Source organism: Agaribacterium sp. ZY112 (assembly GCF_041346925.1).
Classification (GTDB): domain Bacteria; phylum Pseudomonadota; class Gammaproteobacteria; order Pseudomonadales; family Cellvibrionaceae; genus Agaribacterium.
The window spans coordinates 1,101,773-1,118,246 of record NZ_CP166840.1 but is presented as its reverse complement, the minus strand read 5'-3'; the positions used below and the strand labels follow the sequence as shown (position 1 = coordinate 1,118,246).

Annotated in this window: 18 protein-coding genes; 4 read left to right on the top strand and 14 right to left on the bottom strand. The window is 46.2% G+C overall.

Annotated features, from left to right (window positions below):
• Window positions 1-103: 103 nt before the first annotated feature.
• The 13 genes from AB1S55_RS04960 to gspC form a co-directional block, all read right to left on the bottom strand.
• The gene (locus AB1S55_RS04960) at window positions 104-1,129 is read right to left on the bottom strand and encodes an FAD:protein FMN transferase (protein ID WP_370980682.1); all 1,026 of its coding nucleotides are present in this window, start codon (window positions 1,127-1,129) and stop codon (window positions 104-106) included.
• Window positions 1,098-1,862, bottom strand: coding sequence for a type II secretion system protein N (locus AB1S55_RS04955; protein WP_370980681.1), 765 nt, complete (start codon window positions 1,860-1,862; stop codon window positions 1,098-1,100). Before AB1S55_RS04955 ends, AB1S55_RS04960 begins: the two co-directional genes overlap by 32 nt.
• Before the next feature lie 16 nt (window positions 1,863-1,878).
• Window positions 1,879-2,358, bottom strand: coding sequence for a type II secretion system protein GspM (gene gspM, locus AB1S55_RS04950; protein ID WP_370980680.1), 480 nt, complete (start codon window positions 2,356-2,358; stop codon window positions 1,879-1,881).
• A gap of 2 nt (window positions 2,359-2,360) precedes the next feature.
• Window positions 2,361-3,593 carry a type II secretion system protein GspL gene (gene gspL, locus AB1S55_RS04945; RefSeq protein WP_370980679.1) on the bottom strand — a complete coding sequence of 411 codons (1,233 nt, stop codon included), beginning with the start codon at window positions 3,591-3,593 and terminating at the stop codon, window positions 2,361-2,363.
• Window positions 3,594-3,657: 64 nt separating this feature from the next.
• Complete coding sequence (gene gspK / locus AB1S55_RS04940; RefSeq protein ID WP_370980678.1) at window positions 3,658-4,722, bottom strand: type II secretion system minor pseudopilin GspK; 1,065 nt, start codon at window positions 4,720-4,722, stop codon at window positions 3,658-3,660.
• 9 nt (window positions 4,723-4,731) lie between these two features.
• Complete coding sequence (gene gspJ / locus AB1S55_RS04935; RefSeq protein WP_370980677.1) at window positions 4,732-5,358, bottom strand: type II secretion system minor pseudopilin GspJ; 627 nt, start codon at window positions 5,356-5,358, stop codon at window positions 4,732-4,734.
• Complete coding sequence (gspI, locus tag AB1S55_RS04930) at window positions 5,348-5,767, bottom strand: type II secretion system minor pseudopilin GspI (RefSeq protein WP_370980676.1); 420 nt, start codon at window positions 5,765-5,767, stop codon at window positions 5,348-5,350. Before gspI ends, gspJ begins: the two co-directional genes overlap by 11 nt.
• The gene (locus tag AB1S55_RS04925) at window positions 5,764-6,372 is read right to left on the bottom strand and encodes a prepilin-type N-terminal cleavage/methylation domain-containing protein (protein ID WP_370980675.1); all 609 of its coding nucleotides are present in this window, start codon (window positions 6,370-6,372) and stop codon (window positions 5,764-5,766) included. Before AB1S55_RS04925 ends, gspI begins: the two co-directional genes overlap by 4 nt.
• A 14-nt stretch (window positions 6,373-6,386) precedes the next feature.
• Entirely contained in the window at window positions 6,387-6,812 is a 426-nt protein-coding gene (gene gspG / locus AB1S55_RS04920) for a type II secretion system major pseudopilin GspG (RefSeq protein ID WP_370980674.1), read from the bottom strand.
• A 23-nt stretch (window positions 6,813-6,835) separates the two neighbouring features.
• On the bottom strand, window positions 6,836-8,065 hold the full coding sequence (gspF, locus tag AB1S55_RS04915) for a type II secretion system inner membrane protein GspF (RefSeq protein ID WP_370980673.1): 1,230 nt from the start codon (window positions 8,063-8,065) through the stop codon (window positions 6,836-6,838).
• A 10-nt stretch (window positions 8,066-8,075) separates the two neighbouring features.
• Window positions 8,076-9,476, bottom strand: a complete 1,401-nt coding sequence (gene gspE / locus AB1S55_RS04910; RefSeq protein WP_370981571.1) for a type II secretion system ATPase GspE — start codon at window positions 9,474-9,476, stop codon at window positions 8,076-8,078.
• Window positions 9,477-9,538: 62 nt separating this feature from the next.
• Window positions 9,539-11,548 (bottom strand): type II secretion system secretin GspD, encoded by a 2,010-nt coding sequence (gene gspD / locus AB1S55_RS04905; RefSeq protein ID WP_370980672.1) that lies wholly within the window; start codon window positions 11,546-11,548, stop codon window positions 9,539-9,541.
• A gap of 3 nt (window positions 11,549-11,551) precedes the next feature.
• Window positions 11,552-12,529, bottom strand: a complete 978-nt coding sequence (gene gspC, locus AB1S55_RS04900) for a type II secretion system protein GspC (protein WP_370980671.1) — start codon at window positions 12,527-12,529, stop codon at window positions 11,552-11,554.
• Between the two features lie 282 nt (window positions 12,530-12,811).
• Here gspC and AB1S55_RS04895 point away from each other — a divergent pair, with 282 nt between their 5' ends.
• Window positions 12,812-13,174 (top strand): hypothetical protein, encoded by a 363-nt coding sequence (locus AB1S55_RS04895; protein ID WP_370980670.1) that lies wholly within the window; start codon window positions 12,812-12,814, stop codon window positions 13,172-13,174.
• Window positions 13,175-14,761, top strand: a complete 1,587-nt coding sequence (gene gshA, locus AB1S55_RS04890) for a glutamate--cysteine ligase (RefSeq protein ID WP_370980669.1) — start codon at window positions 13,175-13,177, stop codon at window positions 14,759-14,761. It begins immediately after the preceding gene.
• A 13-nt stretch (window positions 14,762-14,774) separates the two neighbouring features.
• Here the strand turns inward: gshA and AB1S55_RS04885 are convergent, their stop codons facing one another.
• On the bottom strand, window positions 14,775-15,239 hold the full coding sequence (locus AB1S55_RS04885) for a flagellar basal body-associated FliL family protein (protein ID WP_370980668.1): 465 nt from the start codon (window positions 15,237-15,239) through the stop codon (window positions 14,775-14,777).
• Window positions 15,240-15,387: 148 nt separating this feature from the next.
• Between AB1S55_RS04885 and AB1S55_RS04880 the strand changes: the two genes are divergently transcribed.
• Window positions 15,388-15,912 carry a disulfide bond formation protein B gene (locus tag AB1S55_RS04880; protein ID WP_370980667.1) on the top strand — a complete coding sequence of 175 codons (525 nt, stop codon included), beginning with the start codon at window positions 15,388-15,390 and terminating at the stop codon, window positions 15,910-15,912.
• 60 nt (window positions 15,913-15,972) lie between these two features.
• Window positions 15,973-16,446: a sigma D regulator gene (gene rsd, locus AB1S55_RS04875; protein ID WP_370980666.1), complete on the top strand. Its 474-nt coding sequence runs from the start codon at window positions 15,973-15,975 to the stop codon at window positions 16,444-16,446.
• Window positions 16,447-16,474 lie beyond the last annotated feature (28 nt).

The window sequence follows — 16,474 nt, the reverse complement described above, 5'->3', positions numbered from 1 at the left end:
CACTCTCCGTAATATAAATATGCTAGCACTGCTCGCAGAGCAAGTCCTTATTAGTTTATACCCTAGTAGCCTAATAGCGTGTGAGCCATGCCACAGTATTCATTTATTCGGCGGCCAAATCCTCGCTGTAATGAACTACACCGTCGGCATCGATGATGACTGCATCAAAACCTGGCAAACGATTAACAAGCTGTAAGGCTTGTTCAACACCCAGAATAAATAAGGTTGTAGATAAAGGGTCAGCATCCACGCCCTGTGGCCCAAGTACAGTCACAGAGATGACATCACTGGCACTACGCCCTGTTTTAGGATCAATAATATGATGAATACGTTCGCCACTTTGCTCGTCTATAAAGTAGCGCTCATAATCACCCGAGGTAGATATTGCCGTATCCTCTAGGGGGAGACGTATTACGGCCTTATTCTTACCTTCGGCTTGCCTAGGATGCTTAATACCAACAATCCAAGGCCTTCCACGCCGATCACCTAAAAGATAGCTATCACCGCCGGCACTTATAGAGGCATGCTTTATGCCAACCTCTTTCAAAACCTGAATTCCTCGGTCAACGGCATAACCTTTAGCAATGCCACCGAGGTCGATCTTAAGCTTAGGGCTTTTGTAGAACAGGGTTTGCGCCTGTTTATTAAAATCTAACAGACTGTAATTAATAAGCTTTTTAAATTCTTGAATCTGCTTTTTATTCGGCTTGATACCGGCGCGATAATCGTAGAACTGCGCCAAGGAAGCGAAGCTAATATCAAAAGCTCCGTTACTGATTCGACTAAAATACAAGCTTTTATCCAACAGCAAGGCCAGCTCAGGACTGAGCTTTTGCGCTGATTTAGAGGCATGTTGATTTATTTTAGAAAGCTCGCTGCTGCTTTTATAAGGTGAGAGCGCCTCATCTATACGACGCATCTCAACCATAACAGCGGCTATTGCGGATTCAGCCTTAGCTTGATCGGTGTGCCACAGTGTCACCGAGACCTCAGTACCCATAATGCCCTGAGTCTCGCTATACCAATCAGCCTGAACCAACAAAGGACATAGAGCCAAGACAGCTATGAATAAAGCCTGCCCATAAAGCCGAGGCATTTTAAGGCCACTGAACCCTGTAGCTTCCGTCACCTAGATCCTCACCAAGTAACTGCAGCCCCTGAACAACCAGTTCATCGGCACCCTCTTGCGGAGTAATCGTGCCATCAACAACCCAGGCCTGCCCTGCTGACCAACGAGCAACAAGTGCGCTTTTATAGGGTCCATCCAAATCAAATACGTCGGCCTGCACACCACCTTGCTCATCGGCCTTAGCCTTGGCCGCAAAACTACCAAGACTCATCCACTTATCGCCGTTATGCACTCTAGCCTGCTGCCAACTTAAACGCGCATCTAAGGATTCAATTCGTGCGTCACCATCAAAACTTGCCTCGAGCACCTGCAAAGATATTGGGCCCAGTGCCTGTACCGGCAAGATGGAACTTAAATTTTCTACAGGGAGATCAGCATTAAAATCAGAAAGAGTGCTTTGACCAAAAACACTCTGGCAAAAAGAGCCGCTAATTTGCTGATTTGGCAAGAGCGTTTCAAACTTCATACATGGCTTTGCTATGAGTAAAGTCCAAGGGCTTAGCTCCCAACGCAACTCTCCCAAGGCCAAACTCTCTGCTCCCATATCAATTTGAGCCAATTTTGCCCGACCACTCCACAGGGTACCTTCAACATTATTCAGCCACAGTGATGGCACTGCTTTATGCGCAGCCCAAGCAGCCCAAGCAGCCGGCGCACTGGAGACCAGTAAATACAAAAAGTAGAGAAACAAAAATAACGCTATAGGCAGCTTAAATATTTTTTTAGTTTTCATTGAATAATAATCTGCACTAATTTTTCTGAATCAAAACACTGGCGGAAACACGACCAACATCACTGCTAGAAGCGATATTAATATCTTTCATTTTTAAGCCCTGATCAATTTCGAGCTCATACAACCAAGCCAGCATTTTATTGTATTCAACACTGTCAAAACGCACACGAATACCACTACGACCACTTGCATCAAAACCCGAGGGGCGCACACCGTGCTTTGCAAAACTCGCTTGCACACTGCGCTCAACATTAGCACTGACATTTGCAAAGTCACTGCTTGTCTTACGGCTTTTCCACTGTGCAGCAAGTGCACTAACACGACCTAAAGCTGCTTGCTGAGCTTCAACTCGTAACTCTTGGTGATCAGCCATATCCTGCACTGGCGCAAGTACATAGTTAAATAAAGCGTAAAGCAGCGCACAAAAAGCCAGTGCTAATACAGCCAGTTGATCACGAGTAGAAGCCTCTTGCCACCACTGTTTCAATCCATCCATTTTTATAGCTCCCGCAACTTCATACGAGCCTGATAACGGCTGCCAATAGATGTTGTGCGTGGTGAATCACTATGTACACCACGCTCCGTTAACTTTGTTCTAAATTCACTTAACTTATCTAAAGAGGCAAAATCGATGGTCAACTGCAACACACGCTGATCACCGTTGTAACTTAAGCTTGAAATTTCGGCATCTTTATCTGTGGAAACCACTGAACTTACTTTATCAATTAAAAAGACAAAATTACTGGGATCAGTTGATACTTTTTTAACATTTGAAAGTTTGCTTTCAAGCATACGCTCAACGTCACCAAGACGACCATTGGGAACAGCGTCTAAATACACCGCATTAATCTTCTCACGCAGTGCATCCGCCTCACTCGAAGCCGAAAAATAAGCAACAAAATTGACTAATAAGGTAAAAGCAAAGACAGCCGCAAAAACAATACTTGGCTTTTTCCAGATACTCCACCAACGCTGATACGGCAAGCTTCGCGCAAGGGCACCACGACGTAAATTCAATGCTGAATTTGTGCCCGAGAGATCTAAGCAAGACCAATAATCACCGATGACAGCGTCTTGCTCAATGTCACCCCAAGTGTCGGGTAAATGCGAGCGCAACTGCTCAAGTGACTCTTCATCTTTAGCAATCAAACGTATTTGTTCGGGCGCTTGCTCAGAATACGCACTGTGTTCTGCTAAACGAGATAAAACTAAAGGGGCTAGCTCTTGTTCAATGGTAAAACCCCAGTGCTCACTTAGACGAGCACAGAGGCCGTTTTCATCCAGCAATAAGGTAATGCCGCTCTCAGGGCGCTCGAGTAATAAATAATCTGGTAAAGCACTGCGAACATCACAGCCCTGCTCACCGAGCTCCTTAAAACTACGCTGGCAATTCTCAATATCAGCATATAAGACGGCAACGTTGTCATCTTTGTCGGGCAAAAAAGAAAAATGCAGATCGTCAACCGAAGAGCTTAGCTCCTCTTCAAGCTCATAGGGAATAAGCTTAGCGGCATGGCGACGCTGCTTGGCATCTAACTGCACCCGAGTTGCCACAACACGCTGACCGCGCATGATGAGATTTACTTGAGTCGTCGATGAGGGCAGGCTAAGGGCTAAGGCTTCACTATCGCCGCTTAGCAACTCTGGCTCGATATCGGTTGAGTCAACCTTGGGCTGTAGCCATTGCCACAAACCCTCTCCAAGTTCTCGTGCTATTAATTGATTCTGCATGACAATATCTATTGTTCTTGTTTTGCTGGTTCTATTCTGAGCTGCTTAGTTTACGCTGTTCTGACTAAAAAGGGCTGTCAGATCTACGCACAACTTGGACTTTGTTTCCATTTCTATCAATTAGTGCTCGCCCTGAGCGTACATGATCACCAACACTCACGGTTATATCTGCCTCAAACCACGTACTTGAGACAGTTAGGCCACTTAAATCCATTCCAGTTTGGCTGTTTTGACTTGGAGGATAATTGGCTTCAATCCATGGAATCGTTTGAATATCTGCGCTTTTTTCTATGGCAGAAGATGCTATATCGGAGTAAAAATCACCTGCAAGGGTTTCATCTAAAGGCTGTAAATCATTAGGCCCACCAAAACCACGCGTTAACACCTGATCCATCGTATTGATATTCAACTCGGCTGTCGCCGGTAATACATTGACATAAGGCCTCAAGCCCATAAATAAGCGCGGCGTCATGCCTTTAATGTGTAATAACTCACTGGTTGAGGTCATAGGGCCGTTGGAAATACTAATAGGCACCTCTAAACCTGAGTAATAATCGGCCTCTGCACCAGCAAAACCACTTACATTGCTATCCGCATCGACCCAATCTCTAACTGCGTCCAATATACCTTCAGCAGTGCTGACATCCATAACAGTGCCATCGTCATCGAGAGGAATAGTTTGCAAGAAACGTATAAAACGCCGCTGCTGCTCGGAGTATTTCAAAGCGCTCCCCAAATGCTTGCCATCAGGGTCTTTTTGATCGGGTGTGCCAAGCGCATTTAGATTTATACGACCCTGTAAATCTGTCACTGCGATTCTTAATGCGCCGACATCAGTTGGGGATTCAATTGGTGTATTCCAGAACTCTTTTTCTTGATCGTGAATGCTATCGAATTTATTGGTCTGCTTGTCTTTTTCAAGCACCAATACCGCTAACTGTTCAGCACCACGAATATAAGCATCAGCTTGCATACCCGCCCAACGATGGCCACTGCGCAGCATGTCTAACTCATTTTGCCAGCTTTGCTTAACGGCAATCACCGTCACTACTGAAACCACCATCAGTGCCGCAAGAATGCCCATGCCGGCCATACCTTGCATATTCTTTAAGCTTCTACTTGTATTCATAGTCGCTACTTAGGTCTCAGATACAAGGGAAATTAAGCGCTTGAGCTCTCGCTCCCCCTCTAAACGCAAAGTGATTTCAAGAGCCAGAGGTAAACTAGCTGCGGCTGAATCACCTTCAGGCCAGCTGTCCAACCAAGGCCCTCCCGCTACCGAACGCCCTTGCGGAGCCCTTGGTAAAGCTAAAACTTCAAACTCTTCAACGCCTTCCAAAAGTTGTTGAGGCCGAGCCTGCTCTTCGTCTTCGCTATAAGGGTTCACCCAAGAGTCACGCCACAATGTGCCATCCTCTACACGATAAGCAACTCGCAATAACTCAGTACGGGGCAAAAACAATGGATTACGCTGGCCACCACGTAAAAACATCAACAAACGTTCTTCACTAGGGTCTATACGCATTGCAGGCATAAGCCCACTAAACGAGCCCTGATGCGCCTTGCCAATCGCATTACGCAAATCCGTTTCCAGTAATAACCAAGCCCTATCCATATCGCGCATATTTTGTACACGCTTAGCGCTAATTTCCGCGGTTCTATTGGCAGCCGTGATGGAGCGCTCGACCACCACCAAAATAGAAGCGAGCATGGTTGCCGCAATCAACAACTCAATAAGAGTCATTCCGCGCTGTTTAATTGGCATCAGTAAGAAACCCCGTTAAGGTCGCCATAGGTTTATCTTGTTCAAGCCCCACCGTCACTTCAGCGCTATACATTTTGGCATTGGGCGGAATAAGTCTTTTATCAACATCACGCTCTGTAAGCTCATAGGCCCAGAACCACTTGCGACTGTCATAGTCGAGCGTGCCCTGATCTTTTCTTAATGAGCTGACACCACCACTTAACTGCTGATCAATAATGAGCTCCTGCATTTTATTTTCAGCAACCCAATAAGCCATTGTGCGCTCTTCCATAAAAATCACATTTTCACCAATGCCAGCTACGCGCACCAAAAGAGCGGGCAAAGCCAAACCAACAATGGTGATCGCGACCATGATTTCTATTAGAGCAAAGCCCCTCTTACCTGAAGCAATGACAGAGCGAAGCATCATTCAAACTGCTCCTTTAAAGCTTGCTTATCTTCCCAAGCCTCACGCCATTGCAGGCGACCACTTTTATGAAATTCTATGTGCTGAGCTTCAAATAAATCTTGGCGATGGGCAAACTCTATTTCGAACTCAAAAGGCTCGGCTTCGCCACTCGGAGAGATAATAAAAATAGGGAGATCACTTGGCGGGGTATCTTGCCACTCCCATAGGTCCGCATCGAGATAGACTTGCAGCTCTATGTCTTTGTGCATAACCACAGGCTCAAAGCCTTCTAGGTCTTCCCAGTTTGGCTGGCTAGCACCACCACTTACGGGCGCCTCAACAAAACGCTTCCAGGTGTAAGACCACTTTGGATCTTCCATGCTCTGAGATGACCACAATGGGGGCGTAAGCACCAAGCCCATGGGCTCACCCGTAACAATGGCAAAGTCGCTCACTTGATGAGAGATGGCGGTGAATTTCTCTATTTCACCATAGAAATCTTTTTTTGGGCCCCCACTCGAAAAAATGACCACAGCCCCAGTGGCCATCAGGCCTAGTATGAGCACCACGGCCATGATTTCTAACAGGGTAAAACCTGAACTGCTTTGGCAACGTGGTTCACGCATAAGAGTAGGGAGGCTTAAAGCGCCTCGTCCCAAATACTGATATCAGCATTTTCATCTTCACCGCCACGCACACCATCTGCACCTAGGGTATAGATATCAAAAGGAACACCGTCACCTGGGCTCACATACTGATAAGGTGTTTTCCACGGATCAACAGGCAGCTTGTCTAAATAGCCCGACCAGCTTTTAGGGCGAGGCTCAATTTGAGGCTCACTGACCAATGCTTCCAAACCTTGTTCAGTACTTGGAAAAACAAAGTTTTCAATTTTATAAGCGGTTAGTGCGGTCTTCATCGTCGCAAAATCACTGGTAATTCGCGCTTCATAACCTTTACTGAGAACACCAAATACTTTGGGGCCTACCATAGTTGCGAGCATTCCAATAATAACCAACACCACCATGATTTCGATAAGGCTGAAGCCCTTGTGCTTAGATTGCATACATGTTTCCTTTATTATTTAGGCTAAATACCAGCCAAATCGTTCATTTCGAAAATTGGAAGCAAGATGGCCATAACAATAAAACCAACCATTCCCGCCATAAATAAGATCATTGCCGGCTCCATCAAACTCATCGCCGCATTTACTGAGAACTCAAGTTCACGCTCTTGGTTCCGTGCCGCATACAGTAATTGCTCTGATAATTTACCGTTAGCCTCACCAGAAGCGGCCATTTGCACTAATAATGGAGGGAAAACGTCAACTTGATCCAAAGCCTTACTTAAACTTGCACCCTCTTGCACCATCACCGCTACCTGCACACTGGCTTCTTTAAGTGTCAGGTTATTAAGAACTTGTGATGCAATTTTTAAGGCCTCCAATAAGGGCACACCACTTTGTGCCAACAAACCTAGAGTACTTGAATAACGTGCCGTTTCAGACTGAAGAATGAAACCACCAAATAGAGGAAGTTTGAGTTGCATCTTGTGCCATACACGCTTGCGCTTAGGGTCCTTAAGCAACCACTGCAATACCGCAATTAACGCGGTAAAGGCCATCAATACAAAAACACCATAAGCAACCAAAAAGTCACTTAAACCAATTAAAAACGCAGTAATACCAGGTAATTCACGGCTGTTACTCTCAAACATACCAACTAATTGAGGCACCACTTTTACCATCAAAATTGACACGATAATCACAGACACACACACCATAACTATCGGGTAAATCATGGCTGATTTAATTTTGTGTGAGGTCTCCTGACTGCGCTCGGTATATTCTGCCAACTGCTCAAGTACAGGGCCTAAATAACCAGAGCTCTCACCTGCCTTAATCATCGCTCGGTATAAGTTGTCAAACACCTTAGGTAGCTCGGCCATCGCTTGAGCCAAACTCAAGCCTTCAACGACTCGAGAGCGAACCTGCAAGATGATACTTTTAACTACCGGCTTACGAGTTTGCTTGGCTGCAGCCGCAAGCACCTCATCTAAAGGCAAGCCACTTAAGACCAGTGAAGCCAACTGACGTGTAAATAGGGATAGCTCACGGGTATTCATACGCGGGCCGCCCAAAGTAAAAGGCCCCTGGGAAGAGCCTTGGGCAGCCGCTTTTGCTTTAACTGTTTTAACGTCGAGCGGTTTTAAATCTCGACCACGCAACAAACCGCGAACCTGTCGCTCGCTGTCGCCTTCGATAACACCTTTAACTTTTTTACCCTTGGCATCAAGGGCTTGATAACTATAGGCAGGCACGGTTTATCCCCTAAGACATCGCAGTTACGCGCAATACTTCTTCAACGCTGGTAATGCCTTGCAAAACCTTATCTCGACCGTCATCAAAAATACTGCGGCTATGTTTGCGTGAGTACGCCACCATTTCTTGCTCGCCCGCACCTTCATGAATAAGCAAGCGCAAGGAGTCATCGACTGGAATCAATTCATAAATACCCGTACGCCCACGATAACCACTGTGATGACATTTATCGCAGCCCTCGGCATGGAAAACCTTAGATCCAGGTGGAATATTTAGACGTACTTGCTCGCTCTCAGTAGAATCATGCTCTTTTTTGCAGTTATTACACAACAAGCGCACCAAGCGCTGCGCCATCAGTGCTTCAAGACTGGAGCTAAGAAGGAAAGGTTCCACCCCCATGTCCTGCAAGCGCGTTACAGCGCCAATAGCAGTATTGGTATGCAAGGTGGACAATACCAAGTGGCCCGTTAATGAAGCCTGTACGGCAATAGAAGCCGTCTCTGTATCACGGATCTCACCGATCATCACAACATCGGGATCCTGACGTAAAATTGCACGTAAGCCGCGTGCAAAGGTCATATCCACCTTGGTATTTACCTGAGTCTGACCAATACCCGGCAATAGGTACTCAATCGGGTCTTCGACGGTAAGAATATTTCGCTCAGGCGTATTTAGATGGCTCAAACCAGCATAAAGTGAGGTGGTTTTACCTGAACCTGTTGGGCCTGTTACCAAGATAATGCCGTGCGGCTTAATGAGAGCAGATTCGAAATTCTTCTGAACCTCTGACGGCATACTCAACTGAGCCAAACCTAGCTGGCCAGAAGCTTGATCGAGAACTCGCAATACCACTCGTTCGCCATGAGCAGACGGAATTGTAGAAACACGAATATCAACCGCATGACCGGCAATCTTTACTGAAATACGTCCATCTTGCGGCACGCGTTTTTCAGCAATATCCAAACGAGCCATTACCTTCAAACGACTCACCAATAAAGGCGCAAGTTGCGGTTTTGGGCTCAAGACTTCAGCCAATACACCATCGGTACGAAAACGCACCGAGACACGATCTTCAAAAGATTCAACGTGAATATCTGAGGCTTTTTCTTGAATAGCCTGACTGATAATGGCATTGATAAGACGAATAACAGGTGCGTCATCGTCGCCACTTAACAACTCTCCATCATCAAGATCGTCAGCCAACTGAGTGAGATCCAGCTCATCACCCATGTCATCAACGGCTTGTTGAGCTTCACCATCGCTGCTTTGATAGAGTTTGGTCAGGCGGCTTTGAAACACATCATCTTGTAGAACTTCCATTTCAAAACTGCGGCCAATAGAGCGCCTTAACTCAATTAAGGTTTGAGCACTCACATCGGCTTTGTGTAATACCCGCCCCTCTTCAACCATCACGCCATGAGTTGAAGCAAATGAAAACGGTAGCCTAGTATGGCTTAGCGCTTCTTCCTCACTCACTTCTGCTCACCCTGCTCTTTATTTTGCTCTTCTGCTTTTTTTAGCTCTTCAAGCGCTTGAGCATCACTTTCTGGGTTCAGCTCTTTAGAGGTAGCAGGAGGCAATACCGGAATATGCTCATCCGACATAAGAGCCAGGCCTTGCTGACGCTGCTCTAACTGTAACTCTCGAATCTTTTCATACTTTTCAGCGGTATAAAGATCCAACACTTCATCTTCACGCACAATCTCGGCACGAATAAAAACCATCAAGTTTTTCTTGGCAATTTTGGTTTCTTGATACTTAAATAAGTTACCCAAGATCGGAATTGAGCCCAAAATAGGCACCTGAGTCTGATTCTCATCCGCTTCTTCTTGCATCAAACCACCTAAGACAATGATTTCACCGTCTTGAGCCATGATCTGAGTATTAATTTTACTTTGCTTAGTGATAATACCGCCGTTTGCAGCAGGGGCATCATCAACATCCGACACTTCTTGTTCGATATCTAAAAGAACCTTGTCACCCTCATTAATTTGTGGGGTGATTTTAAGCATGATACCTACGTTTTCACGCTGAAAGGTTGTAAACGGGTTACCCACATTACCGGTACTGCTGGTATAAGAACCCGTAGCAAAAGGCACCTCTTCACCAATACTGATTTCAGCTTCACTGTTATCCATCGTTAACAGGGTTGGCGTAGAGAGGATGTTGGCATTAGACGAGCTGTCTAATGCTTTGAGTAAAGCTAAGAAATTACCGCTGCCAGTCGTACCTGCCAAACCCAATGCAGAGCCAGCCCCCACAGATGCGATGCCCTGACCAATAGATTCAGTTGTGCCTGTAATAATCCCTTGAGCTAATCCACTACCAACGCCACCACCTTGAGGCCCGGCTCCAACGATACCACTTGAAGGGTCACTAAATAGCCATTCCATTCCAAGCTCACGGTCATCGGTGATGTTCAACTGTACAATAATCGCTTCAACCAAGACTTGAGCACGGCGAATATCCAAACGCTCTACAACAGCCAATAAGCTATTAAGGGTATCGCCTTCTGCTGTAATCAAAAGTGCGTTGGTATCTTCATCCGCCTCTACCGTTGCAACGGCAGAACCCGACTTACCTTCACCGCCACCAGGAGTTAGCTTGGCAATGTTCTGAGCGACCTTAGTTAAGGTTTCTGCAACCGTTTTAGCTTCTGCATACTCCAGATAAATAACCCGGACATTACCGGTTTGTGCAGCGGGTCTATCTAAACGACGAATCAATTCTTTAATACGTGCACGCTGAACATCTTCACCAGCAACAATAATGGCGTTATTGCGTTTATCAGCCACCATCGTCATTTTATTGCTCAAGCCAGATGCTTGCTTATCGGTGCCCTCAAGCTTGGTCAGCGTCTGCACCATGGCATCAGCCTCACTGTACTTCAGGCGAATGACTTCTGTTGTAGGCAAAGCTGCCGTATCAATCTTATCGATGACACGGCGAACACGATCGATGTTTGCTTTGGTGTCGGTAATAATAATGCTGTTTGACCCATCATGATGGGTCAAATTACCGTTTGTACTCACCATAGGTCGCAAGGCCGCAAGTAACTTGGCGGCACTGATATTTTTTGCAGGAATCACATCGGTAACAATTTCATGCAAGCCACTGCTTGGCTCTGCATCCCCAACAGGAGAAGTACGAGCTTCTTTAATGGGGATAACCTTAGTGACATCACCCACTTCAACAATCGCAAAGTTTGACAATTCCAACGCCGAGCGGAAAAGCTCATAGAGCTCATCCTTGGTCATTGGATTATCGTTGGTCATGATGCGAACCTTACCTTTAACGGCAGGATCAAGAACAATGGTCTTCCCTGTTGCCGCAGCAACCGTCTGGATAAATTTAACAACATCCAGTTCATTTGAACCAATAGTGTAAGTCGGCTCGTGCTGCTGCTCATTTGCTATTGGTGCGGCAGCGAGAGGCAGCAGTGCCAGCGTAAGAACGAAAGGTTTTATTTTTGTTAAGAACACTACTTACTCGCTTGTTGTATCTAGGCTGACGTTAACGTACAGAATCTCTTCACCGCGCTTAATTTCCAAATCGGCGCTTGTTGCGCTTTTTAGCTGCTGGTAATTATCGCGAATCGCCTGAGCATTATCGATGGGGATACCATTTACTGATGTCACCACGTCATTGGCTTGTAAGCCAAGCTGCTCAAAAAGTTGTCTATCTTTACCCGGGCGGATCCGAAAACCAGCCATCTTTCCTTCTTCACGATGCACACTAAAGCGCACCACATCACTAATCTTTTCTGGTACCTGAGACGGCTTAATTTTACTTGAGTAATCTGGCGGAGGCGCCGAGCGCATTGATGTATTGGGGTCGATAGCTGGTGCTTTATTCTCTTGTGACGGGGTGTAATGAGCCTTCAAGGCTAAATCTTCGTCGGAGTAAAGCCACAACGCTTCATAGTTGCCATTGTTATCTAAGATAACACGATCATGCTGCACTTTTGCCAAACTAACATTGTTACCAACGGGGATCTTCTCGCCGGGCTGATAAATGTCCTGCTTCGAACCATTAGCAATAATAGCCGAGGATAGCTTAGGGTCAGAACTAGCAATAACACCAACCAGCTTCAAATTAAGCTTCGTTTTGCCAACATTATCGCCAATAACTGGTTCAATGACAGTATTACTCTGCGCCCCTGCAGTACTTGCAAGCTCTTCAGCCTCACCAAAGAGCTCTTGCTCCTGCAGAGCACTAAGATCAACACGCTGACCTGTTGGTGCTGCACCATCCGAAGTGGGAGCCACTGCTATTGAGGGGGGCGCCATCAAATCAGGCGCGGGAAAGATCAACCAAAATAACCGAGCTGCGCTGTGACAAAGCCATAAAAGAGTCAAGACAATCACCAACACGCGCCAATATGCGACCGGCAAGGCCTTTAAGCGTATTAGCAGCTGTTGAACCTGTTGCTCAACGCTTGTTAAAACTGCCTGTGCAGTCATCTACCAATTCCTATCATGAATCTTGCTCGCCAGACCTACTAGTCTAATTCGGACAAGCGACCCTTATTATTGAGCCGACTAGTGTAACCTCTGTACTAAGGCCTGCCTATGCCTGATAACGTGCTTAAGTGCAGATTAATCGACATTTCAGACTTGAAATTAGGCTTACTAACAACAATAGAAGCGAACAAGTCTTGCCATCCCTATCGGGGAGGGTAAGCTTGCCGCTCAAGACACAACAGCACAATCACCTCATTTTAGCCCTCAGAGGACAGCGCCTAGATGGATAATGCCGTTTACATCCTTCGCAATCAGCATCAGCAATACCTTAATAAAAGCCATGAATGGATTGCCGGCGGTGATTCAAAAACACTCTATCGCAGCAGCCATAAAGACGAAGCTATCAACGAAAAAGTTGAGCTAACCGTTAAGAACCCCGATTTACGCATCCGTGTAGTTGCAGCAAGCCAAGGCAGTAATGGTCGCCTAGAGATAGATGGCGAAAGCTTTTTGCCCAAAGCTTCTGAGATTGAGAGTGAACCAGAAAGTTCATACCAAAACGAAAATAAATCCGAGCCCCAGCCTGAAGCTAAACCGGAACAAACAAGCATTCCTGATTTTCAGCTAGAAAAACAGGAGCTATAAATGTTTGATATTCAAAACTTCCCCACTGAACTTGCTGAACGCAGTAATCACGCCTTACTTAATGGTATTTTACGGGGCGTTGAACGCGAAGCGCTGCGTGTAAAACCTGACGGGAGCTTAAGCCTAAGCCCCCACCCCAAGGAGCTAGGCTCAGCCTTATGCCACCCACTAATCACGACCGACTTCAGCGAGTCATTACTCGAATTTATTACTCCCCCAAGCCATAGACGCGATGAGCTATTCGAGAAATTAGGTCACATCCAATGCTTTACTCTGCAGCAGTTTAGTAACGAACTACTTTGGGCTATGAGCATGCCCTGCGCGCTCCCCAATGAAAGTGATATTCCCGTAGCCCACTACGGTGACAGCCACAACGGCATGATGAAAACCATCTACCGCCTTGGTCTTGGCCAGCGCTACGGTCGAAGCATGCAAACAGTGGCGGGACTGCATTACAATTTTTCATTGCCGCCTGCCTTTTGGGCCCACTTTCACAACAAAGAAAACAGTTCTCTGCGCTTAGATCGCTACCGCGACCAGCGCTACTTCTCTTTGATACGCAACTTTCGTCGCCACTACTGGTTATTAGTGCTTTTATTTGGCGCCTCACCAGCTATGGACAACAGCTTTGCTGCCGGCCGGCAGCACACACTTGATGCTCTGAACGACGGCCAAAGTCTCTATCGCCCTTGGGCAACCTCTCTGCGCATGGGTGATCTTGGCTATCAAAGTAGCGCTCAAGACGAATTATTCGTTTGCTACAACAAAAAGAACACCTATATCGAGACTCTCACTCAGGCAATTCTTAAACCGCATTCGGCTTATAAAGATCTACCGATACAAGAAAGCAGCGGCGAATACCAACAACTGAGCCAAGGCTTGCTGCAAATCGAAAACGAGTTTTACAGCTCTATTCGCCCCAAGCGAAGCGCCAAACCAGGGGAGACCGCCCTGACTGCTCTACACCGTCGCGGGGTTGAATATATAGAAGTTCGCTGCCTAGACGTAGACCCTTTTGAGCCCTTAGGCATCACCCCTGAACAAAGTGCTTTTATCGATACCTTTTTGCTTTGGTGTGCACTTGCTGACAGCCCCGAGTCAAGCCTAGAAGAAACACGCCTAATCTCAGAAAATCACAGCAAGATCGTGAATGAAGGTCGCAAACCAGGACTCAAACTTAAGCACCCAGAAGCAGGTAATATAGACGCTAAAGAGTGGGCCCTAGCCTTAATTCAAGCTATGCAGCCTGCAGCAGAGCTACTTGACCAAGCAAATGAGAGCCACGATTTTGCAAGCGCTTTAAAATCTCAACGAGCGGTTATTGAAGACCTCTCTTTAAGCCCTTCTGCCAAACTTCTCTCCAAGCTACAAGGCGGTTTAAGCTTTATCGAATTGGGCTTAGAGCAAAGCCGACACAATTTAGCTGAGCTCGAATCTCGAGCCTTATGCGAAGGCCAAGCGGCACGCTTTAACACCATGGCAAATGACAGCCATGCAGCACAGGCCAAACTGGAACGAAAAAGCAAAGGGGAGTTCAGTGCCTTTCTTGCTGATTACTACAAACAGTACGAGAAGCTTTTGTCCTAATCAAACAAAGCACCTAGTGCCAAGTAAGACGATTAAATAAAACATCAACCACTTGCTCAGGGTCGAGCCCATCCTCGGCCTCAAGCAAGCTGCGAATATTAGCCAAAGCAGTATCACGCATCGCTTCACGCCCATCTTGGCTTTCTAATGTCTCGTCCGTTTGAGCCGCAAAAATCATCACAAGGTTATTGCGAATAAAAGGTAGATGATGCCGCACGGAATTAGCCGCATCTGAATTTGCTAAACGAATAGTTACCCCAGTTTTTAAATATTTAAGCCGACCTTTACCGCCATAGTTAACAACAAACTCAGGTTTTAAGGGGATATAAATTGCTGGTGAGGCTGCCTGCTCTTCGCCCTCAACAGTTTCATCTCCCTGCTCTTGCGCCTCTTCATCTTCAGCTACTACAAAAGCAGATACAAACATTGCCAACAACAGAGCAAAGATTGCCGTGTTTTTGCTGTTTATCAAAGTCATTTCATCTCCCCCTTATATCGTCAAAGCATAGACTAGACCAAGCCATACGTCACAATGGGTACTGCGCCATAGACCTAAAAAGATAGGCTTGAGTTCGCTATAGCTTTGCCCTATCGTGGGGCGCTTACGCAGCTTTTAGGATGACAATATGTTGAACTCACTTCCGCTTCCATCGAACAAAGTCGGCTACCTACTTATTATCGCCTTTAGTATTTGTTCAATCATTATTGCCCTATTTGCTCAATACGGCTTAGGCATGGAACCCTGCCCACTCTGCATTAGCCAACGCATATTTATTATTGCCGTTGGTATTACCGCCGTACTGGCTCTAATTAGCCAACGCTGGCGCAAAATTGAAATTGGCTTTCAAGGCCTCGGGACACTTATTGCATTTATTGGCGGCTGCGTTTCAGCTCGCCATGTTTGGATCCAAAACCTGCCAGCCGACCAAGTGCCCGACTGTGGTCCTGGCTTAGGTTATATGTTTGAAACACGACCTATATTTGACGCTCTGAGCCTACTCTTCACAGGCGACGGTAATTGTGCAGACATCAATTTCAGCTTTTTAGGTTTAAGTATTCCAGGATGGACCTTAGTTGCCTTTGTCGGTTTGGTGATTTTTCTACTATTTTTATTAATAAGGACAGTGCGAACACCCGCCGATGTAAAATAAGCTTTAACGCACGGCGATTGCAGCGCTAAAATACAATAACAATTAGATAGTGGGTATTACATGTTAGAGAATTGCAAAAATGCGCAAGAGCGCTGGGGCGGCGTAAGCGACATCATTGACCGCTGGCTAGAAGAGAGACAGCAGCTATTAATCGATTACTGCAACTTAAGTGAAGAAGTTGAGAAAATCGACAACACCATATGCGGCACCAAGCTTGTAGCCCTATGCCAGATCCTCGTTGACTACGTTAGTGCAGGCCACTTCGAAATTTACGACCAACTTGTCAAAGAAGGACAAGAGCTAAACGATACAGAAGGCCTAAAAGAAGCTGGGGGCTTATATAAAAAGGTCGATAAAACCACCGAGTTCATTCTCGACTTTAACGATAAATATCAAGAGACCGATGACCTTGATGCCATTGAAAATGACCTTAGCCAACTTGGCGAAGTACTAGCCACTCGATTTGAAAGTGAAGACCGAATGATCGAAGTCTTACACTACGCTCACCAAGATCAAATCGAGCAAGGCGCCTAAGCCCTTTCCCTTTCGGCGCGTGTCACTA